Genomic DNA, 25,339 nt, shown 5'->3' with positions numbered 1-25,339 from the left:
GAGTAGGAGATTTTCCTATGCCACCGCCCAAGAAGCGCGCAGAGCGCAAGCTGCTGTCGCGGCACGCCTGGATCACGCTCGACGGCGGATTCGCGGCGCGGCATTGCCTTGTCCAGGACATCTCGGCGACGGGCGCGAAGATCACGATGGACGAGGATGCGAGCCAGCTTCCTGGCGTGATCCGGATGGCTTTCGCTCGCGATGCGCGCACCGGGCGGAGCTGCCAGGTGGTCTGGCGCCGCGGCAAGTCGGCTGGCATCAAGTTCCTCTGACATCGCGGTGCCCGACCCGGATGGCGTGCGCGGCCCGTCCGGGCTACAAGGCGGCCATGCGCATGCCGCTCCTCGTCCTGATCTCGTTGCTGGCCACCTCCGCCACCGCGGCTGAGAGCCTGCGCCTGCCGCCCGCCGAGCGGCCGCAGGCGGGCACGGAGACCGGCAAGACGCTGCCGCTGAAGGGCAGCACGGCCGGCACGGCGAAGGCAGGTTCCTGCGCCTCCTATGGCCCGCGCTTCGTCATGGTCGAGGGCACCGGGACCTGCGTCAAGATCGGCGGCTCGGTCAGCATCGACACCAGCATCCGGCGCTGAAGGCCGATGGCGCCGGACCTGTTGCGGCTCGATATCCTCATCCCCGTGCTGATGTATGGCGCGCTGTTGTTGTGGGTCGGCCGCGGCCTGAGCTGGACCGCGCGGCTCGCCACCGCGGCGGTGACGCTGGCGCTGATCATCTGCGTGCTGCTGGTCGAGCGCGGCTGGCTCTAGCAGGCTGTTGAAGAAGTCTCTGGCAGGATGGCAGTGGACGTGATTCTCTCGATAGTTGAATCGGGAGGCCATGATGCGGGGATCGGACGAGCGGTCTGGATCGCTCTTCAGTTACGTGGATCTTGAAGCGCGGGTTCGCCCGGATCACGCCTTACGGAAGATCCGGGAGATTGTGAACGCTGCGCTGGACGATCTATCGAAGGCATTTGCGGGGCTTTACACGGACTTTGGCCGACCCTCGATTGCACCGGAGAGGCTGCTTCGGGCGATGTTGTTGCAGGCGTTCTATGGCATCCGCTCGGAACGACAATTGATGGAGCGGCTGGAGTTCGACCTGTTGTTCCGCTGGTTTGTCGGTCTTGGCGTGGACGATCCGGTGTGGGACCACTCGACCTTTTCCAAGAACCGCGACCGGCTGCTAGAGGGTGAGATCGCCGCTAAGTTCCTCTCCGCGGTAATGGCTCAGCCGAAAGTGAAGCGGCTATTGTCGAGCGACCACTTCTCGGTGGACGGCACGCTGATTGAGGCGTGGGCTTCGATCAAGAGCTTCCGCAGAAGGGATGGAGGCGACAACGACAGTGGGGGGCCGGGACGTAACGCTGAGCGCAGCTTCCACAAGGAGAAGCGTTCAAACAAGACGCACCAAAGCACCACCGATCCGGAGGCTCGGCTGTACAAGAAGGGCGATGGGCAGCCGGCCAAGCTCTGCTACATGGGGCATGCTCTGATGGAAAATCGCCATGGTTTGGCGGTCGGCGGCATTGTCAGCCAGGCCACCGGTACGGCCGAACGAGAGACAGCGCTGGCGTTGATTGATAATTGCCATCCCAGAGGCCGGCGGGTCACGCTCGGCGCGGACAAGGCTTATGACGTTACGCAGTTCGTGCACGACTTGAGAGAACGATCGGTGACGCCGCACATCGCAATCGACGGACACCTCAGCAAGACAGGCGTCCCGCGCAAGACGGCGGTCGATGCCCGCTCCACCCGCCATGCCGGCTACGAGATCAGCCAACGCTGCCGCAAGCGGATTGAGGAAGTGTTCGGATGGATCAAGAGTTCCGCCGGTCTGGCCAAGGTAAAGCTGCGAGGGCGCGAGCGTGTGGACGCCGTCTTTACGTTGGCGCTTGCCGCCTACAATCTGATCCGCCTGCCCAAGCTGCTGGCGGTGCAGCTATGAGCGTGCGGGGCAAATGGCGCGTCGTGGAAACGCCCGATCACGACATGGCCGGGTCGGGCTCTTACATCCTGTTCACAAACGACGGTGGCGAGTTCGCCCTGGATTGTCTCACCGGGGCAATATACGGCCGTTGCGAAGGCGATGCCGTCGAGTTCACATGGGATGGCAACGACGAGATGGAGCCCGCAAAAGGCCGTGGTTGGGCAGAAGAGCTCGCCGATGGCTCGCTCGAAGGTAAGATATGCCTCGAAGGCGGCGACGACATTCCTTTTATCGCCCGCCGATTGGCTACTTCTTCAACAGCCTGCTAGAGCATTATCGGTTCTGATTGAATCAGAACCGAAGTTCTAGATTCTTGGTTTGACGCGTTTTCTTCACGCGAACCGGCATCCACTTCGCTCGAAAACGCTCTAGCGCCACAACAAAATATGCGAAAACAACCCCATGCACAGTAGCCGTCAAGCGCTGCCGTGACGCCGGACGTTTGCGCCACAACGGCGATTCCTCCCGCGATCATCGCAGCTTACGCCGCGCCAGCGGTCACGACATCGGCGGTGCGACGAATTGTGCAAATCCTGGCCGTTTGCCGAGCTCGGCAAGCCAGCGGGTGAGGTGCGGCTGCGCCGGCCGGCTGATGCCCTCGACGCCGAGCCAGCGCCGCGCATAGGACCCGATCGCGATGTCGGCGAGCGTGAACGCATCGCCCTCGATGAAGCGGCGCGATGAGAGCAGGCGGTCGGCGATGGCCCAGACCTCGGCGGCGGCGTCGGCATCGCGCTGCACCTGGAGCATGTCGCGCTCGGCGGGCGCGGTGCGCACGATGCCCCAGAACACCGGGCGATCGACCGGCTGCACCGTCGACAACGTCCAGTCGAGCCAGCGATCGACGCTGGCGCGCAGCTTCGGCGCCTCGGGGTAGATCGGCGTGCCGCGCCCATGCGCGAGGCAGAGATAGCGCATGATCGAATTGGATTCCCACAGCACGAACTCGCCCTCGGCCAGCGTCGGGATCCGCGCGTTGGGATTCATCGCCAGATACTCGGCCTCGCGCGTCTTGCCGTATTGCATGCCGGCGTCGATGCGCTCGTAAGCCAAGCCGAGCTCGGTGAGGCACCACAGCACCTTCTGCACATTGACCGAATTGGCGCGACCCCAGATTGTCAGCTTGGTGTCAGGCATGAGGCGTCTCCCGCGGCGTGTTCGATTACGCGGGTGATAGCGGAATTCGCCTCATCGAGCGATGCGCGATTGCGCCGAGCCCCTCATGCAAAAAGCTCCGCCCGGGCGGAGCCTTCATTGCAAATTCAACGCGGCGCTCAGCGGCCGAAGAACAACCACAACAGAATGATCACCGGGATCGGCACGCCAAGCAGCCACAGCAACAGCCCTCTCGCCATCGCATCCTCCTCCAATCGGCTTCGTTGCGAAGAGAACGACGGGCGAGGGGCCTTGTTCCTGCCAAGTGCCTTACCAGTGGCCGGTATTCGGCATCGACGACCAGGGCTCCTGCGGCGGCTTCGGCTCACCCTTCTGCAACAGCTCGATCGAGTGCAGGTCGGGCGAGCGGACGAAGGCCATGTTGCCGTCGCGCGGCGGCCGGTTGATGGTGACGCCGGCCTTCATCAGCTTCTCGCAAGTGGCGTAGATGTCGTCGACCTCATAGGCGAGGTGGCCGAAGAAGCGATCCTCGCCGTACTTCTCCTCGTCCCAATTATAGGTGAGCTCGACCAGCGGCGCGCCGCGCGTTTGCGGCTGCTTCTTCAGCGCCTCGAGATCATCCGCCGAGCACAGGAATACCAGCGTGAAGCGCCCCTTGTCGTTCTCGATCCGCCGCACCTCCTTCAAGCCCAGCGCATCCTGGTAGAACTTCAGCGCGACATCGAGATTGCGCACGCGCAGCATGGTGTGGAGATAACGCATGTTTCTTATCCTTCTCAGAACGTTGTAGGAAGTTTCCGCCCGTTTCGACACGACGGGCATTAAATAGCAGCAAATTCAAACATGGTGCAGGGGTTCGCGTGACAATTGCGTGCCACCTTCCCTTTGCGCTCTCGATTGCGTGAGTGCTTTCTCATCTCAGGAGGCCATACAAATCGATTCCCCTTTCCATCGACGAACTCGCAACATTGAGAGACTAAGTCATCTCGACTCCGCGTGCCGGCGCTCTTAGCTCAACAGGAACGGCAAAGGGGCTTAAGTGGCCCTGCCGAGCCGAAGTGCGCCTCGGAATATCATCAATTGAAGTCAGAACGCGAACCACGCCAGCACCGCGATGCCAGGGAGAACGGCCATGCCGAAAACCACCAGAGGTGCGGGCTCATCGCCTGCGCGATCCTCATGACGGCCTCCTCAAGGAAAGCCCCGCAGCGACGACGCCACGGGGCTTTCAGTGCCAACATGCAGAAGGAGCATGCCGGCACCGCTTGATCATTGATTCCGACCTGTCGACCTGTTCCTATGGGACGCTGCGTCGAGACCCCGACGGTGCCTGTTGTTGCCAGTGTCTATTGGAGAGCCACTGACCTGACTCAGCGGGTGGACGGGGTCTTCAATAGCGCCTCAGGCGGGGCGGCTAGGCCCCTTATTCTTTTTCTTCTTGATGACCTTTGCTTGGGCCCTGAAGCCTGAGGCCAACGCCTTCAACTGCCGCGACACGAACTCGTCTGCGGTTTCCCGAGCCGCCCGCTCGGCTACCAGGGCCTGCTGTTTGAGCTGCTTCGTCGGCTTCATTCCAAAGCCCTCCACGCGTAAACGCACTTGGTTCTTGGGTGTTCCTCTTGCGGATAGATTCAATACTCTAGAGCACTTGCGAAACCCATCATGTTTCGTCAGGCAACGAGGCCCTCGATGGGTTTCGCTTCGCTCTACCCATCCTACGAGCTCTGCCGGCTCACCAAAGTCCCGCTCTTGCGCCGTATCTCGGAGTTTGTTGACCTCAATGTCAACCCCTCGGAAGTACGGTGACAGTGCACTCAATTGACAGGCGGCGCTAGCGTCGAACGAAGGCGCGGGGAGCAGGACATCTGGGAATGAATTTGTGCACTGTCGCCGTAATTACAGATAATCTCACACACGACACAACGACAATTTCCTCGATCGCCTCATCGCTGTAGCGGCTCACTGCGGTACGGTCATGAGTTCTAGCACGTGGCCGTCGGGGTCGCGAAAATAGACGCCGCGGCCGCCGTTCCAGTCGTTGAGCTTACCGTCGTCGAGGCTCCACGGTGCGCTGCCATAGGCGAGATTCACCTCGCGAATGCGGCCGAAGATGGCATCGAACTCGGCATCGCTGACGTGGAAGGCGTAGTGGTGGCTCTCGAACGACTCGTCGTCGTCGAAGAGGAGCGTGAGCGTGTCGTTGATACGTACCGGCGCGAAATGGCCGTCTTTCGGATCGGCATGGAGGCCAAAAATGCGCGCAAAAAATTGCGCCGCTGCCCTCTTGTCGCGGGCCGGAACGATGGTGTGGTTGAGGGTAATAGTCATCGAAAGACCTCTCGCTATCTGCTGACCCCTACGCGCTCGGTCGGCCTGAGACGCCTTATTCCTCGGGGGGTTGCAGACCCGATGACGTCAGCCATTCATCTATATGAGAAGCGGTTTCGAGCTGGCGCAGCTTGCTTTCTAGAAGATCACGCTGTGGTCCTGGCTGCGTATTTTCCAGTTCCGCTATGATGCGGGCACGTTCCGCGTTCAGGTTGTCGTCAATGTGGGATTGTGAGTGTCTTCCCATGGCACTCTCCTTTCCCTGCGTGAATTGGGAGGGAGCGCAAACCGGCGTTCTCATCACCGATCACAGCGCCGTGCGCTGGTAGAACCAGTGTGCACCCGGAACCGGCGTGACGCCAGAACAAAAGTCGACCCAGCGAACGTCTGCTGGGGGTCAAACTGCGAAGAACTCGGCCTGAGCAAAGCTAGTCCGCCATACCTCTATGAACGGACCTCTGTCAGATGAGGCGCCACTTCGCTGATGGGCCAATTGCAGATGTATGCAGCGCAGCAAACTGGATTGCTATTCGATCACCTCGTCGGCGCGGGCGAGCACGGTCCAGGGAGCACATCGGCTCAAACCAGTGATGGCGAAGCCCTGTACGGCGACCTAAACGATTGTGGCGCTCGGAACATAGGGCTACGATCGCTCCCCGCTCTGCTCTATGGAGCAAAATCCGATGACCCCGTTTGCTCAGGATGAGGCTGCTCGCGTCGCAGAGGTTCGCTCTTATAACATCGTCGGTACCCCGCCGGAACCGGACTATGATGAAATCGCGGAAATGGCGGCGCACGTCACGTCTTGTCCAGGCGGTTTGATCAACATCCTCGACGATAAAACCCTTTGGTCGAAATCGAGATACGGTGTGCCGAACCGGAGTGAACCTCTGCCCCGAGAGCTGTTTATGTGTTCGACGGCGGCACTTGGCTCGGGCTTGCTGGAAGTGCCGGATTGCAGTCGAGACGAGCGCTTCGCGCAGATGCCGGTTGTCAAAGGCGAGCCATTTGTCCGGTTCTATGCGGGCATGCCGTTGATCAATTATCAAGGCTATCATCTCGGGAGCCTTTGTGTCGTCGACTTTGCGCCGAGAGAAAAGCTCACGCTGGAACAGCGCGAAGCAATGCGCTGTCTTTCGCACCACGTGGTAACCATGCTGGAGTTGCGGCGCAAACTCATCGAGCTTGAACAGGCGAGGCAGGAGGCTTCGGCGGAACGTGAGAAAGCTGAGCGGCTCCTGCACAACATTCTGCCCGCATCCGTCGCGCGGGAACTCAAAGAGCGAAATCAAGTCGCACCAAGGTTTTTCGATTCGGCCAGCATCCTGTTCGCGGATTTCCAGCACTTTACACAGCTTGCGGAACGCCTGGAGCCGAGAGTGCTGATCGATCAGCTCAACGATTTCTTCTCCGGGTTCGACGTCATCGCGGAGAGAAACCGGCTTGAAATGCTGAAGACGATTGGCGATGCGTATATGTGTGTCGGCGGAGTACCGGAAGCCAATCGGACAAATCCGGTAGACGCATGTCTCGCCGCTCTTCAAATGCGGTCCGAAATGGAATTGGTCAATCGTCGACGCGAACGCCTTAATCTTCCCCGATGGGATGTGCGCATCGGCATTCACACCGGTCCCGTAATTGCCGGGATCGTTGGTCGTCGCAAGTTCATTTACGACATCTGGGGCGACGCGGTGAACATCGCGGCACGCATGGAGGCCGCAGGTGAGGCGGGGCGCGTCAACGTTTCCGCCGAAGTTTATGAGCGAACGAGGTTGTTCTTCGATTTTGAACCGCGCGGTAGCCTCGCGGCAAAGAACAAGGGCAAAATCGATATGTTCTTTCTTCTTGGACTTAAGCCAGAATTTGCGCGCGATCAGGAACGCTGTGTTCCCAACGCCTCTTTCGCGGCCCAATGTGAGGGATTCTTTACTGGGTACGTGCCTGCCCGTTGACGGGCCACCCTGCCGACCGCAGAAGCGATCCGGCGATGGCTAGAATTGTTGCAATCCGCGCTGCTTATTGAACCGGCCCCGCATGCGCTTTGTGCCCGCTCCGGGTCAATTCGCGTCGATTTGGCCGCGTCGCAACCACGTCCGGTCTGGCATCGGCTGCTGACGTGCCGGGCGCCATCGCGATCTTCGCCTTCGGGCCAGGATCTGACTGTCTGACCACATCGAACTTATGGGGCAGCCCCGTCAACGTGTCATGTAAAATACTGCAAAAAACACTGCCACAATGAAAAGCAGATCGATGCTGGAAACGATTTTGTCAACTATCACATAGGCTTTTGGGAAACGCCGTCTAGCCCTTTGTCCAAGCCATAGCGCAGCCGCCGCAAGCCCGACGAAAATGCAAAGGCCGATTAAGAACGTCCACATGATCTTCTCGCCAGGCACCGCAACGGTGCACCGATCCGCGCACCTTTCAGAAATTCTATATCCGAACGGAGGCCAAGCAAGCCCGTTCAAGAAAGTCCGCATGGGGTCATTCGCGTCGATCTTGCCCTTGCGTGATCAGGTCCGGTTTACCCCCGCGAACTCACCGATGGACGAATGCCGAATTTCGTCTGTATGGGTCATACTCGGACTCTTGCATCGCTAGGCTGACGAAGGGCCCTCAACAATCTTCCAATAGGAATCCTTGCGGATCACCTCGCCCGCGCGAAAGGTGTAAAAGTCACATCCTCGGACCTCGATCGCTTTTCCTTCGCGTGTCGTGCCGGTTAGTGTCCATTTTGAAATGCCCGTGTTTGCCATCGCATCCACAAAGTGTTCGACGTCGCCGTAGTGAACGTCCGGCAGGCCTTCAAAGCGCGTCGCGAGCCCGTCTCGTACTTTGCGTTTCCCCTCGAAGCGCGAGCCCCATGGCTCGGCTCCCCTCGGCATCTCCAAGATACAATCGTTAGCAAAGAAATCCATGATGGAATCCAGGTCGTGCGCGTTGAACGCTTCGCACAGCCCTGTTAATTTCGATCGAATGTCCATCCTTCCCTCCCTCATCTCGAAGTGGATACAATAGCATAAGGACACACGCGCGAGCTGAGGGGATCGATTATACGTCTGGTCGATGTCGCCTTCGCGGTCAAAACCGGCGGTCTACACCGTTGCAAGCCCTTTCCGTTCTATACCCAACAGCCGACGCTTGGACCAGAATCGAGCTAAGGCAGGTTCGGGCCAAAAGCTGCCGTTCCCCCGCACTCAGCTCGTGACGTTTCACCGCGCCCAGCACACGCCATCTTGAGATAGACTGGAGCACCTTAGCGCTGAATACCAAAGCCGGGAGGAGCCCATGGACATCGGGACCTGGCTATGTGGTCTGGGGCTGGGACAGTACGAACAGGCGTTCCGGGAGAACGACATCGATCCCGAGGTCCTCATGGACCTCACGGCCGAGGATCTGGTCGGGCTCGGGATCGTCTCGATCGGCCATCGCCGCAAGCTGCTTGCCGCCATTGCTGCACTGCGCGCCGGCTCGATGTCGGCAACCACCCCTGTTACGGCCGTACCCACCGTCACCTCCGGCAGCGCTGCGCTTGCACCGGAGGCTGAGCGCCGCCAGCTCACCGTGATGTTTGTCGACCTGGTCGACTCGACCGCGCTCGCGGCGCGGCTCGATCCGGAGGAAATGGCGCAAGTCCTGCGGTCTTATCAGAGCGCAGTGGCGGGCGCGATCGGAAGGTTCGAAGGGCATGTGGCGAAATACATGGGCGATGGTGTGCTGGCCTATTTCGGCTATCCGCGCGCCCACGAAGATGAGGCCGAACGCGCCGTGCGCGCGGGCCTCGCGGCTGTCGCGGCGGTACACAGCCTGGCATCGGCGGATGGCGACACGCTGGCGGCCCGTGTGGGCATTGCGACCGGTCCGGTGGTTGTCGGCGAGTTGATCGGCGAAGGTGCGGCGCGCGAGGAGACCGTGGTCGGTGACACGCCGAACCTCGCGGCGCGCCTGCAGACAATGGCCGCGCCCGGCACTGTGGTGATTTCCGCCCGCACCCGCGAGCTCATCGGCGGACTGTTCGAGCTTACCGAGCTCGGCATGCAGATCTTGAAAGGCTTTCCCGTTCCGGTGCGGCCCTGGCGCGTGGTCGGGGAAGGCGCCGCCGAGAGCCGGTTCGAGGCGTTGCACGGGGCTGGCCTGACGCCGCTGGTCGGTCGCGACCATGAGATCGGCCTGTTGCTCGAGCACTGGGAGCGGGCCAAGGAGGGAGATGGCCAGGTGGTTCTGCTGACGGGCGAGCCTGGCATCGGCAAGTCGCGCCTTCTGCGGGCGCTGCGCGGGCGACTTGAGAATGAGCCGCATACGGCCCTGAGCCACTACTGCTCACCGCACCATCAGACCAGCCCGCTCTATCCTGTGATCGGGCATCTGGAGCGGGCGGCGGGCTTTGCTGCGGACGATCCCGCTGCAACGCGGCTCGACAAGCTCGAGGCGCTGCTCGCGCTATCGACCGAACATGTCGCCGCGGTGGCTCCGCTGCTCGCGGCATTGCTGTCGCTCGAGACGGATGCGCGCTACCTGCCGCTCGACATGAGCCCGCATCGGCAGAAGGAGCGGACGCTCGAGGCGTTGGTCGATCAGGTCCTGGGGCTTGCGACGCGCCGGCCCGTCCTCGCCTTGTTTGAGGATGTGCACTGGGCAGATCCGACCTCGCTCGAGCTGCTCGATCTGCTGGTCGACCGGGTGCAAGGCGCCCCCGTGCTCGTCCTCATCACCTTCCGGCCCGAGTTCGTGCGGCGCTGGACGCGCTATGCCCATGTGACCCCGCTGACCCTCAGCCGGTTGAGCCGCCGGCAGGGCGCGGCAATGGTCGCGCGGCTGAGCGGCGGCAAGGCGCTGCCGCCTGCGGTGCTCGACCAGATCGTCGCGAAGACCGACGGCGTGCCGCTGTTCGTCGAGGAGCTGACGCGGACTGTGCTGGAGACCAATCTACTCCGCGATGAGGGCGACCATTACGCGCTCGCGGGGCCGCTGCAGCCCATGGCAATCCCAACCACACTCCAGGAATCGCTGTTGGCCCGGCTTGACCGGCTGGCCCCCGCTCGTGAGGTGGCCCAGGTCGCGGCCGCGATCGGGCGGGAATTCTCTTATGAACTGCTGGCGAGGACGGCGCAGTTGCCGGAGAGCGACCTGCAGGCGGGGTTGGATGACCTCGTCGATTCGGGCCTCGTGTTCCGGCGCGGGACGCCGCCGCAGGCAACCTACAGCTTCAAGCATGCGCTCGTGCAGGACGCCGCCTATGCGACCCTAGTGCGTCCGAAGCGGCAGCGCTTGCACGCCCGGATCGCCACTACCATTGAGCAGCATTTTCCGGAGACGGTGCAGACACAGCCGGAGCTCCTGGCCCACCATTACATGGAAGCGGGGCTGGCTGAGCCGGCAATCGACTATTGGCTGAGGGCAGGACAAGCAGAGATCGCGCGCTCGGCCACAGCAGAGGCGATCACGCAAGTGACCAAAGGGCTCGAGCTGATCTCTGCTCTCCCCGACGACGCCGCAAGATGGCGGCGGGAACTCGAACTGCAAGTCGCCCTCGGTGTCGCCCTGATGGCTGCAAAGGGCTGGGCCGCACCGGAGGTCGGGCGGGCTAACGCGCGGGCACGAGACTTATGCGAGCGCCTCGGTGACACGTCGCGGCTTTTCCCTGTTCTCTATGGGGAGTGGGTTTTTCACGTCGTGAGGGCAGAGCTCGAGGCTGGTCGAAGTGCAGGCGAAGATTTACTCCGCCGCGCTCAGGAACAGAACGATGCTGCCGCCGAAGCCATCGGCAACCGCATCGTCGGAACCGCTGAATTGCTTCGCGGCGAGCTAGTGGCTGCGCGCGCCCATCTAGAGCGGACGCTCGCTCTCTATGATCCGGCCGCCCATCGGTCGCTTGCCTTCCTGTTCGCACAAGATCCAAGTGTTGCAGGACTGTCCGTTTTATCCTGGGGATTGTTCGCCCTTGGCTATCCCGAGCAGGCCCGGGCGAGGAGCGAACAGGCATTGAGAGACGCGACGGAATTATCCCACCGCAACACCCTCGGCTATGCGCTGCTTTACGCCTGCATCCTGTCGCAGCTCCGCCAGAACCACGACGAGGCCCGAGATCGGGCGAATGCGCTGGTCGCGCTTGCTGCCGAGCAGGATTCCCCACATTTCCTCGGAGCCGGCATCATCATTCGCGGCTGGACGCGGGCCGAGGCTGGGGATTTTGACGCTGGTATTGCGCAGATCCGAGAGGGACTTGCGATGTGGCAGGCGACCGGAGCGGGCTTCCTGGTACCCTATTTCCGAAGCCTGCTTGCTGAGGTCCACGGTCGGTGCGGCGCCGTGAACGAGGGTTTGGATCTCATTACCGAAGCGGTCGACCGCGTCGAAGAAACCGGCGAGCGGTGGTTCGAGGCCGAGCTCTATCGGATAAAAGGCGAACTGATGCTGTGGCTGCCGAGGCCTGACCCGACCGCCGCGGAAGCACAGTTCGGGCATGCGGCCGCAACTGCGCACCAGCAAGGCGCCAAGCTCTGGGAGTTGCGCGCTGCGACACACCTTGCACGACTTTGGATAGAACAGCGCCGGCGCGGCGAGGCTCACGATCTGCTTAGTCCGATCTATGGCCAGTTCGCTGAGGGCTTTGAGACACCAGATCTTCGGGCTGCTAGAGCAGTACTTCAAGAGATCACTGCCAGCTCCGAGAAGAACCCGATCCCAGGTCCCAGCGGTTGATTCTGCATACGAGCATCGCAGCTCCCTGGCCAAGTCGGCCGCGCCGGAGACCGCGTCCTAGTTGTCCGCCAAACTCCGCCCAACCGCAGCCAGAATTTCGGAACGCGGAGATCGCCTCGGCGTTTGCGACTCGCAAGTAAGGCAGGTGCACTGCCCGCCGTTAGCTCCCAACGCCTACCGCGGGCTCTCGTGAGTTGCGTCAGTGGCGAAGCGTACCAAGGCACCTCCGGCCAAAGCGCCGGAAGCCGTGCCCATGCCGGGCTTCATCAGCCCGCAGCTGGCGACCCCGAAGATGAAGCCGCCTTCGGGGGCTCGCTGGATTCACGAGATCAAATATGACGGTTACCGCATCCAGCTCCGGATTGACGGCGACGACCGCAGAGCCTTGACGCGGAATGGTTTGGACTGGACGAACAAGTTTTCCACCATTCCGGGCGCCTTCGACATCCAGGGGCAGGCGATCGTCGATGGCGAGGTCGTGGTCATCCATGAGGATCGTCCCAGCTTCGCCGAGCTGCAGGCCGATCTCGCGAGGGGCGATCAGGATCGACTGTTGTACTTCGCCTTCGATCTCCTGTGGCTCGATGGGCAAGACCTTCGGAACTTGTCCCAGCTTGCCCGCAAGGAGCTGCTGAAGCAGCTGATCGAGAGCCACAAGCTGGAGAAGCCGATCGTCTACAGCGAGCACCATGTCGGGGACGGGCAGGCGTTGTTCGAGGCCGCAAGCAAGCTCAACTACGAAGGCATCATCTCGAAGCGGGTTGACGCGCCGTACCGGTCGGACCGGGTCGAAGCCTGGCAGAAGATCAAGGCTGTCCAGCGCGAGAAATTTCCCGTGGTCGGGTTCATCAAAGATCCCTCCGGCGTCGCGGCGCTATACCTCGGCAAGCAGGAGGGCAAAGAGCTGCGCTACATGGGCAAAGTCGGGACCGGCTGGTCTCGAACCAAGTCCGCGGAGATCCGCAAGGCACTGGAGACCGTGGTCAGCCCCAAAACCAAGCTCACCAAGCCCGTCAGTAAGCCGAAGGCCACCTGGGTCGAGCCGAAGTTCTACGCTGACGTGGAGTATCGCGACATCACATCCGAAGGGTTGTTGCGCGCCAGCTCATTCAAGGGGCTGAGCAAAGGAACGCGCCGTTCCTAGCTGCGTTTTAGCTTCCACAGTATGCGTGGAGTACCGGCCGTGAAACCGGATCGCGTGAGGGCAGCCGTCAAGCAGGCCCAGGCCATTCTCGCAAGCTATGTCGAGCCGGGGGCGCGCGACGGCAACAAGACAATCAATGATCTGCTGGATGTTCTCGATGACGAAGAGCTGATCGAGGCCATGGAGAGGGAAGATGCGCAAGGCACTGGCAGAACTGAGTGAGGACGAACGTGACGTGTTGCTTTATCTGGCCGACCTCGGCACTGCAGCATGTCTCTCGGGCCTGATCGTCAGCATCCTCAAGCTCATAGGCGATCTGTTCTGACAAAGCCTGATTGCCCGATCTGGCTTGGCATCGGCTTTGTGTGCGAGAGCCATCCCGGTCGCGCTCGGAGTCCTTTTAGGAGGCCTCTAATAGTGGTCGCTGGCCAACAAGCGGGAGCCGGCCGGACTTGCACCGTGCTCGTCGACCTCATGAGTTCGAGCAACATGGGTTCGAGCAAGTCGGCGTGGGGCGACCACGGGAAAGTCCGCTAGCGAACAACGCCTGCCGCATCGTCGTCCTCGTTCGGCAAGAGCCAATCGATCGCAAGCAGGCCGGCCTCAAGTAGAACGAAGGCAACAATGCCGCCGAGCAGTCCGAAGAACACAATCGAGAAGGTCGCGAGCATGATCGCGCAGAAGACGTCGGCAAGCACCTTGTAAGTGCGTTGCGCCTGGTCCTGCGTGGGCATGAAGTACGGCATCCGGCTCCTCCAGCATTTGGGTCAGCCTAGTCAAAACGAGCGGCGATTGTCTGTTCCCGATGGAAGGTAGGACTACCCGCGCACTCGCACGCGTGCATCCGTTCTGGGCGGTGCGACGTAAGGGCGGCGCAATTCCTCCTTCTCAGTCCAACGTCGGACTCGACTTTCCGTTCCGTTTTTGTTCTCATGGACCATATTCAAAATCGCGGGGCTGAACATGCCGGACCTGGACGTTGTCAGGCGGGAGATCGAACGGATGCGCATCCGGATGGGAAGGCAGAGGAAGGAGATCCTCCAATTGCAGCGGGCGGGAGTCGGGACGGCCTCGGCCGAAGCGCTGCTGTCGCGGATGGAAGCGAAGATTGAAAGTCTTTGCGCCCAGCGGGACGCGCTGAAGAGCGCGCAGCCGCGCCAGACCAAGGGCAGGGTGCTCGGCGGGAGGACATGGTGAGCAGGCGTTGGTTCGACGATGAGAGAGAGCTATCGCCCTTCCTGACCGCGCTCGAGGATGTTCGCCGAAGAGCGACACGGGAAGGGTGGTGCTATGCCCACGTCCAGGCCATCATCGTGGCCATCGACCAGTACGCGGAAGCTGCGACCGGTAACCGCGAGTATTTCCTGAACAAGCCGGTTTCAATTGGTGAGAGCCGGAAGGCCGGGGACGTTCGGTGAGGGACGGTTCTACTGCGGGACAGGCCGAGCGGTTACGGCGGTTGAACCCCGCTGACGACCGACGCGACCTATTGCCATGCTTCAAGGCCTGCTCAGCGCGATCGCGGAGATGCTCCTGTCTGCCGCATGGAGCGCCACCGCCCGATTTTTCGGTCTGGAAAACGTCGTCGAAATCGTGACGGCGGTCTTCGGGCTCGGCTGCATCGTGATTGGCTTCACGGTGTTCGTGCTGGGCGGCCAGTGAATGTGGGAAGGCTCGCCCACCCGGATCGCATCTTGCGATGCGATCCGACCTCTCCCTAGGGGAGAGGTGCTCACGGCCCGCACCGATTCAATCAAAACGCATCCGCTTCAGGCTGCGATCCGTTGCTCGACCGGCGCCGTCAGGTATTTGAGCACTTCTGCGTGCTCGAGGTCAGGGACCGCGATGGCCGTGTGGCTGTACATCGCATGGCTCCGCGAGTTTGCAATCTTGTCCAGGATCTCTTTGCCTTTGATGACGTGGAGGCCCATGCCGTCACCAGAGGGGAAGATCGCGAGCACGACGTCATAAGCTGCGATGACGGCTCGCAGCGCTTCGGCCTTGTCCTCGGCGATATCGACAAAAACGCGTACATCAGCCGCGAGTTCACGCAGCTCGTTAAAATCCAGCACTGTGAGGATACTCCAACGCAACGATACTGATGCGAGATTGGAGGCGTTAGGTTACCGAAGTCTCAACAAGGCGTGCCCAGTCACAAGTTTCACGATGAGGTGACTCGTCGTGCTCGCTAGCGCCTGGCTTCGTCTTTGCGAAGCTTGGCCTCCGCAGCCTCGTCCACGAGGTTCAAGGCGAGGCCGTCATAGCTCAGCTTGAGCTCACGGCCGACGATCCATGTCCATCCCGCGTGGACCTTGATCGGCTGGGCGTTGAACTGGTCGGAGATCGATTTGACGGCGGCTTCCTGCGGCCCCGGATTGTTCAACTCCGCATGGACACGCCAGATCGGGTGCTTGGCGTCAGCGTCGTCACTGTGGACCGTGACCTTGGCGCCATTGATCTCGCATTCGAGGGTGTACGAGCCCGGGATCTGGCGGCAGAGGTAGCGACGTTGACTGACGAGCTTGCTGGTCTCGTCGAACGTCATCCCGGGCGAGAAACCGAAGATGTCGGATTTCTTCACGAGTGCCAGGGACGCGGGCTTCAAGAAGCTCGGCTGGATGGCGACGAAGGCGGCGATTGCAACAACGATCAAGCCGGCGATGACGATAGCGACCTTCATGAGTCCCCCACGAGAAACCTTTCGACCATATAGCAGCCGCGGCGCTCTATCAGGCCGGCAAAAGCGAAAACCCCGCCTGGGGGAAGCGGGGCTTTCTGGTGGGGTGAAGCTTAGGGACTTCAATGAGTAAGACGCGCCAGGGGGCAAATGGTTCAAAAAGAATCGGCAAATGCTGCAACATCTTTCACAGGAAGTCGGGAACCCTAGAGAACCCCTGCTTGCGTTTTGGGCCTCGATAGGCTCTAAGCCCGGTCACTTCATGACCTCTGGCATGAATTAGAAGCGCGCCTCCGCGGTCCGGCCGCGTCCACAGCAGAGTTTACGCACGCGCATCCCTTCAAAGGAATTCAGAACATGGCGAAGATGACGAAGACCCAATTGATCGATGCAATTGCGGAAGGCACGCAGCTGTCGAAGAACGACGTGAAGTCGGTGATCGAATACATGGCGACGGTGGGCTACAAGGAGCTCAACGAGTCCGGCGAATTCGTCATTCCCGGCTTCGTCAAGATGTCGGTGGTGAACAAGCCCGCGACCGAAGCCCGGATGGGCATCAATCCCTTCACCAAAGAGCCGATGCAGTTTGCGGCCAAGCCGGCGAGCAAGTCGGTCAAGGCCTCGCCGCTGAAGGTGGCCAAGGACGCCGTCTAAGGCGCCGGCGAGGCCGGGGCCACTTCGCGCAGCATCGCAACGGATCAGCGGCTGAAGTCGAGGTGGTGCTCGGCGACGGCAATGCCGAACATCACCACGACGATCAGGAGAAACCACAGGGCCCGCCGGCCGTCGCCTGCCGCGCAACCGCGGCTGACAAGAAAAACCCCGCGCTTTCGCACGGGGGCTCTCTTGGCCGACGGCGTTGGGATTTCAGCGCCTGGCCGCCGGCTACGTTCGTAACGTAAGGTTGAAAATCCAAAAAGCAACAGCGCCGCGATGACGGAGTATGTTCGTCAGGCGGCGCTGCCGTATGACTGGGCCCTGAAATCCCCAACCTCCATGGGTCCCGCGCAGCGCGGAAAAGGTTCAAGCCGCCGTGCCCCTGTGGAATTTCGGGGAGGGGCTGGACTTTTTGTTCTCATTTTGTTCTAGTCAATCATCTTCTCTTGGAGGTGATTCATGACCGTCGAGAAACAGCGCGAAGTGATCAGGCTCTGGAACGAGCTCAGGAAGCTCGAAGGCCCGGCTGCAGAGGAGCTGCGCATCCAGATCCTGGAATGCTTTTCGGAGAAGGGCAAAGCAAAGCGGGCGGCGTGAGTGGATCGGCGAGAGTGGACGCAACGTGCGACGGAACGAACGTGTGAAGTCACGCGTTCGTGCAGCATGACGTGCCCGCAATGCGCCAAGCCAATGACGGCAAACTCACCCAACAGCTTTCGGTGCGAGTCGTGCCGCGAGATCGTCATCATGTTCACAGTCGCCTCTAAATTCTTGCCGTCGAAAATTTTGCCGCCGAAGAGTCCTGTGCCGGTGGCGGCGCCCGCTTTCATCGATCGTTAGGATTCGCGTCTCTCTGATTTTTCCGACTCCGATTTGTTCTTTGCGAACGAAAGGGAGTCGAAGCTGGAACAAAGGCGGTCGCGCGGCGCACCGAGATCTTGGCGCAACGTCTAACGAAACCTTGTCCGAAAGCCGATAACCCTATTCGGTTAGGTTAAAAGCCCAATCGCGTTGCGCTTGCCGCTACTTGGGATAGGTGTGTGGCAACGACAATCAAGAAGCGATTTTGCGAAGAAGCCATTTTGTCATGACGCCATTTTCAGAGCCGTCCTTTCATCAAGGCGATCGCCACACCTACCGGCGCGTCGCCATCGTCGGCACGCTCTTCTGTCTCGCTTTCGTGGGGATCAGCTTTTCGCTGCGGCCGCAGGCCGAGGACACCCGTGTCGCGGTCAAGGCCGATCGGTTGGTGCGCACGGCAGGGCAGGCGCTGCACGCGAACTAGCGCTTCTCGCCCCAGATCCGGTCGTTCGCGGACGTATCCCGGAACGTGCCGCCGCGCGTCGCGAGCGCCACGAAACCGGCATAGCCGCACAGGTTGAGCAGGACTTCGAGCCACGCGGGCATGTCGGGCCTCTTCTGCCTGAAGACGACTTCAACGTGTGCGCGAAAATCTTGTTCCGCGCTCACAAAGAGAAACGTCTTTCGGTGCCGCGAGGAAGGATCGAACTGCCGGCCGAAGGCCGCAACGCTGGCAGCCGCTATGGTCTGCTGCATCTCTCCTGCGAAACTAAAAAACCCCGCCAGCACCGCGGAGGATGCTGACGAGGTCTTCGTGCTGTCGCCTCAACCCGGATGGCGGAGGCTTCCGCACTTACGATGTCAATCCGCGCCGCGAGCGTTCGTTCCCGCGGGTTCATTGTTTTTTGACCGTTTTCGGTTCCGCACTGCGCGCAACCATCGCAGGCCCTCGCGGTTATTCCGCGAGACGCGCGAAGGAGGAAAATCATGAAGAAGACACTGGCAGTTCTGGCCACCGTCGCAGCCGTCGGCGTAACCGCGGTCGCGGCGCCTGCGCCAGCCGAGGCGCGCGGCCGCGGCATCGGACCGGGCCTCGCATTCGGCCTTGCCGCCGGCGCAATCACGGCGGGCGCGGTCGCAGCATCGCATCCCTATGGCTATTACGGGCCGGGCTACGGCTATTATGACGACCCGGGCTACTATTACGGACCGGGTCCCTACGCCTATTATGGCGGCGGACCGTACTACCGGCACCACTACTGGCGGCACTGGTAGCGAGTTTTAAAGCTAGCGAGTTTTAAAGCGAAAAGCCCGGAGCGAGGCTCCGGGCTTTTTTCGTTCGTGTGCACGTGACGTCACGCCCTACGGCCAGAGCGAGGGACGTTCGACCTTGCGGGCATTCTCGAGCGTCGACACGAAATATTCCTCGCGCTCGCGCTTGAACTTCTCCTGGGTGGCGCGGAAGGCGGCAACACGGGTGGCGATCTCCTCGCGTTCGCGCGCTTTGCGTTCTTCATCTTCGGTCATATCCATCCCCTCTGTTCGCACCTGTTTCCACTGACCTCGAGCACTGCCGCCGCATCGCGCTGCGAGTCGGATTCGATACATCCATTGGGGCTCCCGAATGGGGCGTCAATGGGGAGGAGGCATTGCAGGATTGTGATATGCGATGGGCGGCAGGAATTGCCGAGTCTGTTTCTCTTCGCTCTTTTCGCCACGGTGGATAAGAGCGTCAATAATCTTGGCGCTTGTGCCATGCAGAGAGCGCAAAACACATCGGGAGCAACGCGTGATAGCATTGGACCTTGGCAGCGGCGTTGAACGGCTCGGCGACATGATCGCCGAAGCCAAGCGAATCGTGCCGTTCACCGGTGCCGGCATCTCGACCGAATGCGGCATCCCTGACTTCCGCTCGCCGGGCGGAATCTGGACGCGCAACCGTCCGATCCCGTTCGAAGAGTTCGTGGCGAGCCAGAAGGCGCGCGACGAATCCTGGCGCCGGCGCTTTGCGATGGAGGAGGTGTTCGCGGCGGCAAAGCCGGGACGCGGCCATCGCGCACTGGCCTCGCTCTACCGCGCCGGCAAGGTTCCCGCCGTCATCACCCAGAACATCGACAATCTGCACCAGGCCTCGGGGCTGGCTGCCGAGCACGTGATTGAACTTCACGGAAATACTACTTATGCGCGATGCATCGGATGCGGGCAGGCCTATCAACTCGACTGGGTGAAGCGCCGGTTCGATGCGGAGGGCGCCGCGCCCAATTGCACCATGTGCGACGAGCCGGTGAAGACCGCCACGATTTCGTTCGGCCAGATGATGCCCGAGGATGAAATGCAGCGCGCAGCTGCGCTGTCGCAGACCTGCGACCTCTTCATCGCCATCGGTTCCTCGCTGGTGGTGTGGCCGGCAGCGGGCTTTCCGATGATGGCGAAGAACGCCGGCGCACGACTTGTGATCATCAATCGCGAGCCGACCGAGCAGGACGACATCGCCGACCTCGTGATCCATCACGACATCGGCGAAGCGCTCGGGCCCTTTGCCGGCAATTGAGGCATCAATTTGATTCGCGGCTGTGCAAGCTGTTCATAGGTTCCGGCGAATCTCTTTTTTGTCTATGCCTCGCAACCGGGAGTGTTATCTTTTGAGTCGAAAGATTCGCGTCGCGTCGAATTGAGAACATTCTCTTAAGACGCGTGATTCGAGCGCCGCCAAAATGGCGGGTTGCATGGCAGTGTGGGGTCCGGGGTTATGGGGTCGTCGGACGGATTTGAGTCCAAGAAGGTCGGAGTTCCCGTGGGCGAGCACGGCAGCGGTCGCGACAGCGCGCTCAGCCCCTTCACCGGACTGGGTGAAGGCAGCGCCAACCTCGTCGAGGTTCACGGCGTCATCAAATGGTTCGACGCCTCAAAGGGCTACGGCTTCATCGTGCCCGACAATGGCTGGCCCGACGTGCTGCTGCACGTCACCGTACTCAGGCGCGACGGCTTCCAGACTGCTTACGAGGGCGCCCGCATCGTCGTTGAGTGCGTCCAGCGCGCCAAGGGCTATCAGGCATTCCGCGTGGTCTCGATGGACGAATCCACCGCGATCCATCCGGCGCAGATGCTGCCGCCGCGCACCCACGTCACGGTCACCCCGACCAGCGGCCTGGAGCGGGCCCAGGTCAAATGGTTCAACCGGCTGCGCGGCTTCGGCTTCCTGACCTGCGGCGAGGGCACGCCCGACATCTTCGTGCACATGGAGACACTGCGCCGCTTCGGCATGACTGAGCTGCGCCCCGGCCAATATGTGCTGGTCCGATTCGGGCCCGGCTCCAAGGGCATGATGGCGGCCGAGATCCATCCCGAGACCGGGTCGCCGGGCTTGCAGTCGCACTAGAGCCTTATCGGTTCTGATTGATTCAGAACCGAAGCTCTAGATTCTTGTTTTGACGCGTTTTCTTCACGCGAACCGGTATCCACTTCGCTCGAAAACGCTCTAAAGGCATCAATTCCCGCAATCGTGAGCAGAGGCGTGCCGGCCAGCCAGCGCGCCTCTGGCTTTTCCGGCGACTGTTGCGTAAGGACTGTTCCAGTCCCACGCCCCGAGAGTCCCCATGAATTCTGATCGAAAGGCCGTCTGGTCCGTTGCGAAGGGCTGTCTTGCCGCCATCCTCGTCGTTGCCGGCATGGCGGTCGCAATCGGATCTGTCCGCGCCGCGAGCTTCCAGCCGCTCGAGATCGTCACCAGAAACGGCGTGCAGGTGTTCTCGGTCGAGATGGCGACGACCGAGCAGGAGAAGCAGACCGGCCTGATGTACCGCAAGGAACTGGCCGACGGCAAAGGCATGCTGTTCGACTTCAATCCCGAGCAGGAAGTGTCGATGTGGATGAAGAACACCTACGTCTCGCTCGACATGATCTTCATCCGCGCCGACGGCCGCATCCTGCGCATCGCCGAAAACACCGAGCCGATGTCGACCAAGATCATCTCGTCCCAGGGGCCGGCCCGGGCGGTGCTGGAGGTGGTGGCGGGAACAGCGCAGAAATACGGCATCCGTCCTGGCGACCGGGTCGCCCATCCGCTGTTCGGCAGCAAATAGGCGCCCGGGAACGGCGTCATTGGCGCCTTGCTGGCGCGCCGGGAAGCGTGTATCGACGGGGCTCGCCGGACATTCGGGGTATAGCGCAGCCTGGTAGCGCGGCAGTTTTGGGTACTGCAGGTCGTTGGTTCGAATCCAGCTGCCCCGACCAATAAAATCAATCACTTAGCGTAATATTTTGCAGCTTTGTCTTCCCAGATTTTCCGATTGGGAAGATTATGGGAAGACTGGAACGCCGGTTGATATCGCGGAGATCTCGGACCTGATTGCCGAGGGACGGAAGTTCACCTGGGACAACTTCGCGGAAAAGAGCCCTCGCCATGGTGGCGCCGACATACTTTCCATCGCGTGGCTTGTCTGGCTGGACCGCGTGAACGCGGTCACCCACAGATGGAGCCCTCTGTGATCAGCTCGATGATCGTAGAAGGCTCTAAGATGGTCCTGGTTGGATACCTTGACGATCGTTTTGACCGTGCCAAGAAGCTGCTTCTCAATGGCCTGGAAGCTGTGCTGGTTCGCGCGAACCGAACGATCCCCGCGTCAGATCGTGTTGTCTCGCTGAGCCACAACTCGCCTGAGCAGCAACAGGCGCTTGAAAAGCTCGATGAGCTCGTCGCCGCCGTCAAAGAGACGAACGATTTTCCGGGCGAGCCAGAGGAGAGGGAGCAGATCGTCGCCGAGTTATCTGCCGGCCGTCGGTTGCTGGAGGCGGCGCGAGTGCGCGTCGCTGCGTGCGCGAGACACTTGCTCCAACCTTGAAGTGGATCGGAGAAAAGGCGGGCGGGGCGGTTATCGACAAGCTGGCCGCAGACGTTTGGCAATACCTTGCCCACCTTCACATCTTCTAAGTGAGTCAATTTGACTCAGGAACATCGCGTCCGCCGGTTCTCATGGTGCCCTCGGGTCAGAGGGGGCAGATCATGGATGCGGTGTCGACGGTGGGATGGATCGTCCTTGCGGTCGTTTTCGTGGGAGTTGTGGCCGCCGCCGGCCGGCGAGGGTGAGGGGCCTAAAAGTAGGGCCAGACCACTGAGCGGCCTGTTTTGGTGTCGAGCACCTTCACGCACTCATCGGCGCTCGCGGTATCGTCGCAAACCCACTTGAAGCGTCCGGGAGGGTATTTCGACATCTTTGAGAGTCCGCCCTCGTACGGGAGGTCATGGGCTTCATATGCCTGTTCGGCGAGCTCCAGTGCCCGATAGATCCCCCCTTTGTCGATCGTGTTGGTTCTACCCGCGGTCCAAGGCGCATCATGTACAGCCCTGTTGCACGCCTCCACGTAGAGCTTGGCCTTTGCCCGCCTGATCTCCGGCTCGTGCTTGACCATGAGTGCGACTCCTTGAACGGAGCCTATCACGAAAGAAAACGCGGGACCGAAGCCCCGCGCCCTTCTTCTGAGCCTAAATGCGCCTCTTCAGTGGAGGGGACTTCGGCTGGCTGAGAGCCTTCCTGAGCCGAACCTCTGCGTCGCGTAGCTGCTGCTCGGCTTTCCACTTCTCGATAATGGCGTCGAGCGCCTGTTGGCCCGCCCGATTAATCCTCATTTGACCTCCTCATCTGAATGATTGGGCCTCCTATAGGGTGCACGGGAAGTCAGAAATCAAGCAACATGACGATCGCGCCGATTGCGAAATCACGTGTTTGGGCTCTGCGCGAAGCCCGCAAACGCCGATACATGCAGTCCGGCTGGTCCTGGAGATAAGGAAGGCCCGCCAGCGCGGCGGGCCTTCCGTTCATCGCCTCGCGGTCGTGCGCAGCCAGCCGCTGCCGGTTGCGCTTCCTGTGCGATCGGCGCCGGCGCTTCATGGCTTGCCCCCATTCCGTAGGCGTCCCGGAAGCGCGTGCGCGTGGTCCGAGATGATCTGCGTGACGCGGTGCATCCCATCGATGGCCATACCCGCATCAGGTTGCGCCAACATCACGACGAGCAAATCAAAATGCTTCAGGAACTGGAGGATCTAAGAGAGAAGGTCCGGCTCGGCGAGGCCGCACGAGTGTTGCACCAAGCCTTTACGGTCCGGCCCTTCTGGTGCCCCAGGTAGGAACGCTGCAGCCTGGTACCGCATTCGGCTGGTATGGAGCGGTTCTCTGTACCTTTCATAGTGGCCGCCGCATTCATCATCGGCGTCATCGCTGGCTATGCCATTAGGGCGCTCATTTCCGCAAGGCATCGAGCAGCGGCCCGCCGCCGGCGCCGTGATTTCAAATGACGCATAGTGGGTAGCCATGCAGAAGCCGGCTGCAGCCCCAAAGCCGGCGAAGCGGCTCCTGAGTCGCGGCAGATCAAAGGACCAATCAATCCACCGCTCGTTGCCCCGCGTTGCCCTTGCGCTCGCCCCGCTGATTTTCTTCCATCCGCGTCCAGGGGGCGCTCGGCGCGTTTTAGTCTCTCGCCGCCCCCCGTAAATTTCCCAATATCGCTCGCATCGAGCTCATTCGATCATTGCGAGATGAGATCGTCGAAGCCAAAGGGATGGACTGAGGCTGAGCGGAAGCGGCTTGCGTGGCTGGCGCGTCGTCGCGTCGTATCGGAGATAGCGGCGGCGCTCGGTCGGCACACCGGCTCCGTGAGGCGAATGGCGCGCGCAATGGGACTTATTCTGAAAAAATAATCTAGCCCACCTTCTAGCCTTATCCTTGCGCCCGGCCTCGGTCATACCCGTGAATAGGTAGGATAAGCGGGAATCCCTCTGCTTGTATACGCCGCCGCGTGTCATGCTCCGTCGCGAGTCGCGGGCGGATATATGACCGAAAGTGCTATCTTCTCCAGGAAAGCAAGGCGGATGTGGGGGCTCGACTTACATGGCTGGGAGACGGCCATGCTCATATCACTGGGATTTGCCGCACTGGCCGCCGTCGCGGTTGGGATAGCAACCACGGCTGTAGTGCGACTGCAACATCTCGAAGCCGAAGAAGCTACGAGACAACTGGAAGCCTACAAATCCGAGGCCGCGACAAAGATCTCGGCAGCCGATGCCAAAGGACAAACCGCCGAAGCGGAGGCGGCAAAGGCGCAAGCGCAGATCGAGGAAGCGCGAGCGCGCCAAAAAGAGGCAGAGCTGAAGCTGGAGCAATTGCGTAAACAGATCGCTCCGCGGCGCTTGAACCGTGAAGAGTTTATCAGCGATCTCAGTACACAGCCCAAAGCACCGACTGAAGTCATGTACCTGCGCGATGATCCGGAAAGCTTCGAGTTTGCGCAGGAGATTGCCTTCGCGATGCAGGAAGCGGGATGGGAAATCACATCGAGGCGACCAATCCCGCCCTCCATGGACCCTGACGCCATAACCGCGATGTCTGTTGGCGGACAACCTTCGGGAGTGACCGTGGTTACCAGTTCCCTGGGAGAAGGAGAAATCACTGCGAGCTTTAACGCGATGGTTGGGCGACCTTGGGTGAAAACTGCGTTCACCGTGCTGTCGAATGCTCTTCAGAAATCGCTCGGCGGAATAGCAACGAGCGCGGGCGGACCAAATAGCCCCGCTCCTGGGACGCTTCGAGTCGTGGTGGCTCCGAAGAAACGCTAACGAAACTCCCCTTGCTCGCGGGGCGGTTGCTCTTGGTAGCGATTCAGGATGGAATCGGGGACGGAGCGAGCACCGGTCCACATCACTGCGTGCCGACGCAGATGATCTCGACGGTTGCCGGATCGTAGGCGCTGCCCGCCAAACTGACGGCGTAGAATGGAAAGGCGCTCCCCGAGCGCCCGGAGGGGGTGCTCGTCCATTGTCCCGTAATGGCCGCCTTGTCCACCGGAACTGCCTGCTTTGGTACTGCAGGTCGTTGGTTCGAATCCAGCTGCCCCGACCAGTTCCGACATGTACCCCAAGAATGCCCAGGCCGATGC

36 protein-coding genes and 1 tRNA gene are annotated in these 25,339 nt (G+C 61.1%); 23 read left to right on the top strand and 14 right to left on the bottom strand.

The genetic code is table 11. The features are described from left to right. Positions 1-17 precede the first annotated feature (17 nt). From ACNJX8_RS22315 to ACNJX8_RS22295, 5 genes are all read left to right on the top strand, one after another. Complete coding sequence (locus ACNJX8_RS22315) at positions 18-272, top strand: PilZ domain-containing protein (RefSeq protein ID WP_091887851.1); 255 nt, start codon at positions 18-20, stop codon at positions 270-272. Positions 273-328: 56 nt separating this feature from the next. Next, positions 329-589 carry a hypothetical protein gene (locus ACNJX8_RS22310; RefSeq protein WP_439356769.1) on the top strand — a complete coding sequence of 87 codons (261 nt, stop codon included), beginning with the start codon at positions 329-331 and terminating at the stop codon, positions 587-589. Between the two features lie 6 nt (positions 590-595). After that, entirely contained in the window at positions 596-763 is a 168-nt protein-coding gene (locus tag ACNJX8_RS22305) for a hypothetical protein (protein ID WP_091887849.1), read from the top strand. Between the two features lie 73 nt (positions 764-836). Continuing rightward, entirely contained in the window at positions 837-1,943 is a 1,107-nt protein-coding gene (locus tag ACNJX8_RS22300; protein WP_128937143.1) for an IS5 family transposase, read from the top strand. Next, positions 1,940-2,254: a hypothetical protein gene (locus ACNJX8_RS22295; RefSeq protein WP_128931407.1), complete on the top strand. Its 315-nt coding sequence runs from the start codon at positions 1,940-1,942 to the stop codon at positions 2,252-2,254. The genes ACNJX8_RS22300 and ACNJX8_RS22295 overlap by 4 nt, the downstream gene beginning before the upstream one ends. Before the next feature lie 229 nt (positions 2,255-2,483). On the opposite strand, the gene ACNJX8_RS22290 is transcribed toward ACNJX8_RS22295, so the two are convergent. The 5 genes from ACNJX8_RS22290 to ACNJX8_RS22270 all read right to left on the bottom strand — a co-directional run bounded on the left by ACNJX8_RS22290 (position 2,484) and on the right by ACNJX8_RS22270 (position 5,676). Beyond that, complete coding sequence (locus tag ACNJX8_RS22290; RefSeq protein ID WP_439356768.1) at positions 2,484-3,122, bottom strand: glutathione S-transferase family protein; 639 nt, start codon at positions 3,120-3,122, stop codon at positions 2,484-2,486. Positions 3,123-3,410: 288 nt separating this feature from the next. Beyond that, entirely contained in the window at positions 3,411-3,863 is a 453-nt protein-coding gene (locus ACNJX8_RS22285) for a VOC family protein (RefSeq protein ID WP_249761389.1), read from the bottom strand. Between the two features lie 639 nt (positions 3,864-4,502). Continuing rightward, positions 4,503-4,673: a hypothetical protein gene (locus ACNJX8_RS22280; RefSeq protein ID WP_439356767.1), complete on the bottom strand. Its 171-nt coding sequence runs from the start codon at positions 4,671-4,673 to the stop codon at positions 4,503-4,505. Between the two features lie 387 nt (positions 4,674-5,060). Beyond that, positions 5,061-5,429 carry a VOC family protein gene (locus ACNJX8_RS22275; RefSeq protein WP_439356766.1) on the bottom strand — a complete coding sequence of 123 codons (369 nt, stop codon included), beginning with the start codon at positions 5,427-5,429 and terminating at the stop codon, positions 5,061-5,063. Positions 5,430-5,484: 55 nt separating this feature from the next. Continuing rightward, positions 5,485-5,676: a hypothetical protein gene (locus ACNJX8_RS22270; protein ID WP_128942208.1), complete on the bottom strand. Its 192-nt coding sequence runs from the start codon at positions 5,674-5,676 to the stop codon at positions 5,485-5,487. A 436-nt stretch (positions 5,677-6,112) separates the two neighbouring features. Between ACNJX8_RS22270 and ACNJX8_RS22265 the strand changes: the two genes are divergently transcribed. Beyond that, complete coding sequence (locus tag ACNJX8_RS22265) at positions 6,113-7,381, top strand: adenylate/guanylate cyclase domain-containing protein (RefSeq protein ID WP_439356765.1); 1,269 nt, start codon at positions 6,113-6,115, stop codon at positions 7,379-7,381. 645 nt (positions 7,382-8,026) lie between these two features. Here ACNJX8_RS22265 and ACNJX8_RS22260 read toward each other — a convergent pair. Further along, positions 8,027-8,413, bottom strand: a complete 387-nt coding sequence (locus tag ACNJX8_RS22260; RefSeq protein WP_439356763.1) for a nuclear transport factor 2 family protein — start codon at positions 8,411-8,413, stop codon at positions 8,027-8,029. Positions 8,414-8,717: 304 nt separating this feature from the next. On the opposite strand from ACNJX8_RS22260, the gene ACNJX8_RS22255 reads away from it, so the two are divergent. The 4 genes from ACNJX8_RS22255 (at position 8,718) to ACNJX8_RS22240 (ending at position 13,600) form a co-directional block, all read left to right on the top strand. Then, complete coding sequence (locus ACNJX8_RS22255) at positions 8,718-12,131, top strand: AAA family ATPase (protein ID WP_439356762.1); 3,414 nt, start codon at positions 8,718-8,720, stop codon at positions 12,129-12,131. A gap of 202 nt (positions 12,132-12,333) precedes the next feature. After that, positions 12,334-13,275 (top strand): non-homologous end-joining DNA ligase, encoded by a 942-nt coding sequence (gene ligD, locus ACNJX8_RS22250; protein ID WP_439356761.1) that lies wholly within the window; start codon positions 12,334-12,336, stop codon positions 13,273-13,275. Between the two features lie 39 nt (positions 13,276-13,314). After that, complete coding sequence (locus ACNJX8_RS22245) at positions 13,315-13,497, top strand: hypothetical protein (RefSeq protein WP_128934033.1); 183 nt, start codon at positions 13,315-13,317, stop codon at positions 13,495-13,497. Next, positions 13,469-13,600, top strand: a complete 132-nt coding sequence (locus ACNJX8_RS22240) for a hypothetical protein (protein WP_256477664.1) — start codon at positions 13,469-13,471, stop codon at positions 13,598-13,600. The genes ACNJX8_RS22245 and ACNJX8_RS22240 overlap by 29 nt, the downstream gene beginning before the upstream one ends. A gap of 208 nt (positions 13,601-13,808) precedes the next feature. On the opposite strand, the gene ACNJX8_RS22235 is transcribed toward ACNJX8_RS22240, so the two are convergent. Then, complete coding sequence (locus ACNJX8_RS22235) at positions 13,809-14,021, bottom strand: hypothetical protein (protein ID WP_128941616.1); 213 nt, start codon at positions 14,019-14,021, stop codon at positions 13,809-13,811. A gap of 217 nt (positions 14,022-14,238) precedes the next feature. On the opposite strand from ACNJX8_RS22235, the gene ACNJX8_RS22230 reads away from it, so the two are divergent. The 3 genes from ACNJX8_RS22230 to ACNJX8_RS22220 all read left to right on the top strand — a co-directional run bounded on the left by ACNJX8_RS22230 (position 14,239) and on the right by ACNJX8_RS22220 (position 14,937). Next, positions 14,239-14,472 carry a hypothetical protein gene (locus ACNJX8_RS22230; RefSeq protein ID WP_091887825.1) on the top strand — a complete coding sequence of 78 codons (234 nt, stop codon included), beginning with the start codon at positions 14,239-14,241 and terminating at the stop codon, positions 14,470-14,472. Continuing rightward, complete coding sequence (locus ACNJX8_RS22225) at positions 14,466-14,693, top strand: hypothetical protein (RefSeq protein WP_091887823.1); 228 nt, start codon at positions 14,466-14,468, stop codon at positions 14,691-14,693. The genes ACNJX8_RS22230 and ACNJX8_RS22225 overlap by 7 nt, the downstream gene beginning before the upstream one ends. A gap of 76 nt (positions 14,694-14,769) precedes the next feature. After that, positions 14,770-14,937, top strand: coding sequence for a hypothetical protein (locus ACNJX8_RS22220; protein WP_439356760.1), 168 nt, complete (start codon positions 14,770-14,772; stop codon positions 14,935-14,937). A 107-nt stretch (positions 14,938-15,044) separates the two neighbouring features. Here ACNJX8_RS22220 and ACNJX8_RS22215 read toward each other — a convergent pair whose 3' ends face one another. Next, positions 15,045-15,347 carry a hypothetical protein gene (locus ACNJX8_RS22215; RefSeq protein ID WP_091887822.1) on the bottom strand — a complete coding sequence of 101 codons (303 nt, stop codon included), beginning with the start codon at positions 15,345-15,347 and terminating at the stop codon, positions 15,045-15,047. Positions 15,348-15,463: 116 nt separating this feature from the next. Continuing rightward, positions 15,464-15,955 (bottom strand): hypothetical protein, encoded by a 492-nt coding sequence (locus ACNJX8_RS22210; RefSeq protein ID WP_439356759.1) that lies wholly within the window; start codon positions 15,953-15,955, stop codon positions 15,464-15,466. Between the two features lie 354 nt (positions 15,956-16,309). Here ACNJX8_RS22210 and ACNJX8_RS22205 point away from each other — a divergent pair, with 354 nt between their 5' ends. Further along, positions 16,310-16,606, top strand: a complete 297-nt coding sequence (locus tag ACNJX8_RS22205) for an HU family DNA-binding protein (protein WP_008558895.1) — start codon at positions 16,310-16,312, stop codon at positions 16,604-16,606. Positions 16,607-16,650: 44 nt separating this feature from the next. Here the strand turns inward: ACNJX8_RS22205 and ACNJX8_RS22200 are convergent, their stop codons facing one another. Then, complete coding sequence (locus tag ACNJX8_RS22200) at positions 16,651-16,788, bottom strand: hypothetical protein (protein WP_164939282.1); 138 nt, start codon at positions 16,786-16,788, stop codon at positions 16,651-16,653. 280 nt (positions 16,789-17,068) lie between these two features. Between ACNJX8_RS22200 and ACNJX8_RS22195 the strand changes: the two genes are divergently transcribed. Both ACNJX8_RS22195 and ACNJX8_RS22190 read left to right on the top strand, forming a co-directional pair. Further along, positions 17,069-17,206 carry a hypothetical protein gene (locus ACNJX8_RS22195; protein ID WP_008558897.1) on the top strand — a complete coding sequence of 46 codons (138 nt, stop codon included), beginning with the start codon at positions 17,069-17,071 and terminating at the stop codon, positions 17,204-17,206. A 490-nt stretch (positions 17,207-17,696) separates the two neighbouring features. Continuing rightward, positions 17,697-17,894 (top strand): hypothetical protein, encoded by a 198-nt coding sequence (locus tag ACNJX8_RS22190; RefSeq protein ID WP_249761396.1) that lies wholly within the window; start codon positions 17,697-17,699, stop codon positions 17,892-17,894. Here ACNJX8_RS22190 and ACNJX8_RS22185 read toward each other — a convergent pair. After that, on the bottom strand, positions 17,891-18,199 hold the full coding sequence (locus tag ACNJX8_RS22185; RefSeq protein WP_439356758.1) for a hypothetical protein: 309 nt from the start codon (positions 18,197-18,199) through the stop codon (positions 17,891-17,893). The two genes, ACNJX8_RS22190 and ACNJX8_RS22185, sit on opposite strands and share 4 nt — an antisense overlap. Positions 18,200-18,397: 198 nt before the next feature. On the opposite strand from ACNJX8_RS22185, the gene ACNJX8_RS22180 reads away from it, so the two are divergent. Next, positions 18,398-18,685, top strand: coding sequence for a hypothetical protein (locus tag ACNJX8_RS22180; protein WP_128934027.1), 288 nt, complete (start codon positions 18,398-18,400; stop codon positions 18,683-18,685). Between the two features lie 87 nt (positions 18,686-18,772). Here ACNJX8_RS22180 and ACNJX8_RS22175 read toward each other — a convergent pair whose 3' ends face one another. Continuing rightward, positions 18,773-18,937 carry a hypothetical protein gene (locus tag ACNJX8_RS22175; protein ID WP_164935006.1) on the bottom strand — a complete coding sequence of 55 codons (165 nt, stop codon included), beginning with the start codon at positions 18,935-18,937 and terminating at the stop codon, positions 18,773-18,775. 262 nt (positions 18,938-19,199) lie between these two features. Between ACNJX8_RS22175 and ACNJX8_RS22170 the strand changes: the two genes are divergently transcribed. The 5 genes from ACNJX8_RS22170 to ACNJX8_RS22150 all read left to right on the top strand — a co-directional run bounded on the left by ACNJX8_RS22170 (position 19,200) and on the right by ACNJX8_RS22150 (position 22,251). After that, entirely contained in the window at positions 19,200-19,961 is a 762-nt protein-coding gene (locus tag ACNJX8_RS22170; RefSeq protein ID WP_439356757.1) for an SIR2 family NAD-dependent protein deacylase, read from the top strand. Positions 19,962-20,159: 198 nt separating this feature from the next. Next, positions 20,160-20,789, top strand: coding sequence for a cold-shock protein (locus ACNJX8_RS22165; RefSeq protein WP_164935008.1), 630 nt, complete (start codon positions 20,160-20,162; stop codon positions 20,787-20,789). A gap of 217 nt (positions 20,790-21,006) precedes the next feature. Then, a complete protein-coding gene (locus ACNJX8_RS22160; RefSeq protein WP_128934024.1) occupies positions 21,007-21,492 on the top strand; it encodes a DUF192 domain-containing protein in 486 nt (161 codons plus the stop codon). Positions 21,493-21,566: 74 nt separating this feature from the next. After that, positions 21,567-21,643: transfer RNA gene (locus ACNJX8_RS22155), tRNA-Pro, on the top strand. 251 nt (positions 21,644-21,894) lie between these two features. Beyond that, positions 21,895-22,251, top strand: coding sequence for a hypothetical protein (locus ACNJX8_RS22150; protein ID WP_439356756.1), 357 nt, complete (start codon positions 21,895-21,897; stop codon positions 22,249-22,251). A 250-nt stretch (positions 22,252-22,501) separates the two neighbouring features. Here ACNJX8_RS22150 and ACNJX8_RS22145 read toward each other — a convergent pair whose 3' ends face one another. Beyond that, the gene (locus tag ACNJX8_RS22145) at positions 22,502-22,819 is read right to left on the bottom strand and encodes a hypothetical protein (RefSeq protein ID WP_439356755.1); all 318 of its coding nucleotides are present in this window, start codon (positions 22,817-22,819) and stop codon (positions 22,502-22,504) included. Positions 22,820-23,085: 266 nt separating this feature from the next. Next, a complete protein-coding gene (locus ACNJX8_RS22140; protein ID WP_249761400.1) occupies positions 23,086-23,298 on the bottom strand; it encodes a hypothetical protein in 213 nt (70 codons plus the stop codon). A 1,013-nt stretch (positions 23,299-24,311) separates the two neighbouring features. Here ACNJX8_RS22140 and ACNJX8_RS22135 point away from each other — a divergent pair. Continuing rightward, positions 24,312-25,019, top strand: coding sequence for a hypothetical protein (locus ACNJX8_RS22135; protein WP_249761401.1), 708 nt, complete (start codon positions 24,312-24,314; stop codon positions 25,017-25,019). Positions 25,020-25,339: the final 320 nt, after the last annotated feature.

The sequence above is a fragment of the Bradyrhizobium sp. SPXBL-04 genome (genome assembly GCF_051853035.1).
Lineage (GTDB): Bacteria > Pseudomonadota > Alphaproteobacteria > Rhizobiales > Xanthobacteraceae > Bradyrhizobium > Bradyrhizobium zhanjiangense.
Note: the sequence above shows the minus strand (reverse complement) of the source record. Positions and strands in the feature narration are given on the sequence as shown.

Coding starts and splice junctions, on each gene's coding strand:
- ACNJX8_RS22230 (WP_091887825.1), top strand. CDS start 14,239: ATGCCGGACCTGGACGTTGTCAGGCGGGAGATCGAACGGATGCGCATC.
- ACNJX8_RS22145 (WP_439356755.1), bottom strand. CDS start 22,819: ATGGTCAAGCACGAGCCGGAGATCAGGCGGGCAAAGGCCAAGCTCTAC.
- ACNJX8_RS22265 (WP_439356765.1), top strand. CDS start 6,113: ATGACCCCGTTTGCTCAGGATGAGGCTGCTCGCGTCGCAGAGGTTCGC.
- ACNJX8_RS22280 (WP_439356767.1), bottom strand. CDS start 4,673: ATGAAGCCGACGAAGCAGCTCAAACAGCAGGCCCTGGTAGCCGAGCGG.
- ACNJX8_RS22310 (WP_439356769.1), top strand. CDS start 329: ATGCGCATGCCGCTCCTCGTCCTGATCTCGTTGCTGGCCACCTCCGCC.
- ACNJX8_RS22290 (WP_439356768.1), bottom strand. CDS start 3,122: ATGCCTGACACCAAGCTGACAATCTGGGGTCGCGCCAATTCGGTCAAT.
- ACNJX8_RS22305 (WP_091887849.1), top strand. CDS start 596: ATGGCGCCGGACCTGTTGCGGCTCGATATCCTCATCCCCGTGCTGATG.
- ACNJX8_RS22270 (WP_128942208.1), bottom strand. CDS start 5,676: ATGGGAAGACACTCACAATCCCACATTGACGACAACCTGAACGCGGAA.
- ACNJX8_RS22220 (WP_439356760.1), top strand. CDS start 14,770: ATGCTTCAAGGCCTGCTCAGCGCGATCGCGGAGATGCTCCTGTCTGCC.
- ACNJX8_RS22240 (WP_256477664.1), top strand. CDS start 13,469: ATGCGCAAGGCACTGGCAGAACTGAGTGAGGACGAACGTGACGTGTTG.
- ACNJX8_RS22175 (WP_164935006.1), bottom strand. CDS start 18,937: ATGACCGAAGATGAAGAACGCAAAGCGCGCGAACGCGAGGAGATCGCC.
- ACNJX8_RS22180 (WP_128934027.1), top strand. CDS start 18,398: ATGAAGAAGACACTGGCAGTTCTGGCCACCGTCGCAGCCGTCGGCGTA.
- ACNJX8_RS22195 (WP_008558897.1), top strand. CDS start 17,069: ATGACCGTCGAGAAACAGCGCGAAGTGATCAGGCTCTGGAACGAGCTC.
- ACNJX8_RS22165 (WP_164935008.1), top strand. CDS start 20,160: ATGGGGTCGTCGGACGGATTTGAGTCCAAGAAGGTCGGAGTTCCCGTG.
- ACNJX8_RS22135 (WP_249761401.1), top strand. CDS start 24,312: ATGCTCATATCACTGGGATTTGCCGCACTGGCCGCCGTCGCGGTTGGG.
- ACNJX8_RS22235 (WP_128941616.1), bottom strand. CDS start 14,021: ATGCCGTACTTCATGCCCACGCAGGACCAGGCGCAACGCACTTACAAG.
- ACNJX8_RS22190 (WP_249761396.1), top strand. CDS start 17,697: ATGACGCCATTTTCAGAGCCGTCCTTTCATCAAGGCGATCGCCACACC.
- ACNJX8_RS22260 (WP_439356763.1), bottom strand. CDS start 8,413: ATGGACATTCGATCGAAATTAACAGGGCTGTGCGAAGCGTTCAACGCG.
- ACNJX8_RS22160 (WP_128934024.1), top strand. CDS start 21,007: ATGAATTCTGATCGAAAGGCCGTCTGGTCCGTTGCGAAGGGCTGTCTT.
- ACNJX8_RS22300 (WP_128937143.1), top strand. CDS start 837: ATGCGGGGATCGGACGAGCGGTCTGGATCGCTCTTCAGTTACGTGGAT.
- ACNJX8_RS22210 (WP_439356759.1), bottom strand. CDS start 15,955: ATGAAGGTCGCTATCGTCATCGCCGGCTTGATCGTTGTTGCAATCGCC.
- ACNJX8_RS22225 (WP_091887823.1), top strand. CDS start 14,466: ATGGTGAGCAGGCGTTGGTTCGACGATGAGAGAGAGCTATCGCCCTTC.
- ACNJX8_RS22275 (WP_439356766.1), bottom strand. CDS start 5,429: ATGACTATTACCCTCAACCACACCATCGTTCCGGCCCGCGACAAGAGG.
- ACNJX8_RS22205 (WP_008558895.1), top strand. CDS start 16,310: ATGGCGAAGATGACGAAGACCCAATTGATCGATGCAATTGCGGAAGGC.
- ACNJX8_RS22255 (WP_439356762.1), top strand. CDS start 8,718: ATGGACATCGGGACCTGGCTATGTGGTCTGGGGCTGGGACAGTACGAA.
- ACNJX8_RS22315 (WP_091887851.1), top strand. CDS start 18: ATGCCACCGCCCAAGAAGCGCGCAGAGCGCAAGCTGCTGTCGCGGCAC.
- ACNJX8_RS22140 (WP_249761400.1), bottom strand. CDS start 23,298: ATGAAGCGCCGGCGCCGATCGCACAGGAAGCGCAACCGGCAGCGGCTG.
- ACNJX8_RS22295 (WP_128931407.1), top strand. CDS start 1,940: ATGAGCGTGCGGGGCAAATGGCGCGTCGTGGAAACGCCCGATCACGAC.
- ACNJX8_RS22285 (WP_249761389.1), bottom strand. CDS start 3,863: ATGCGTTATCTCCACACCATGCTGCGCGTGCGCAATCTCGATGTCGCG.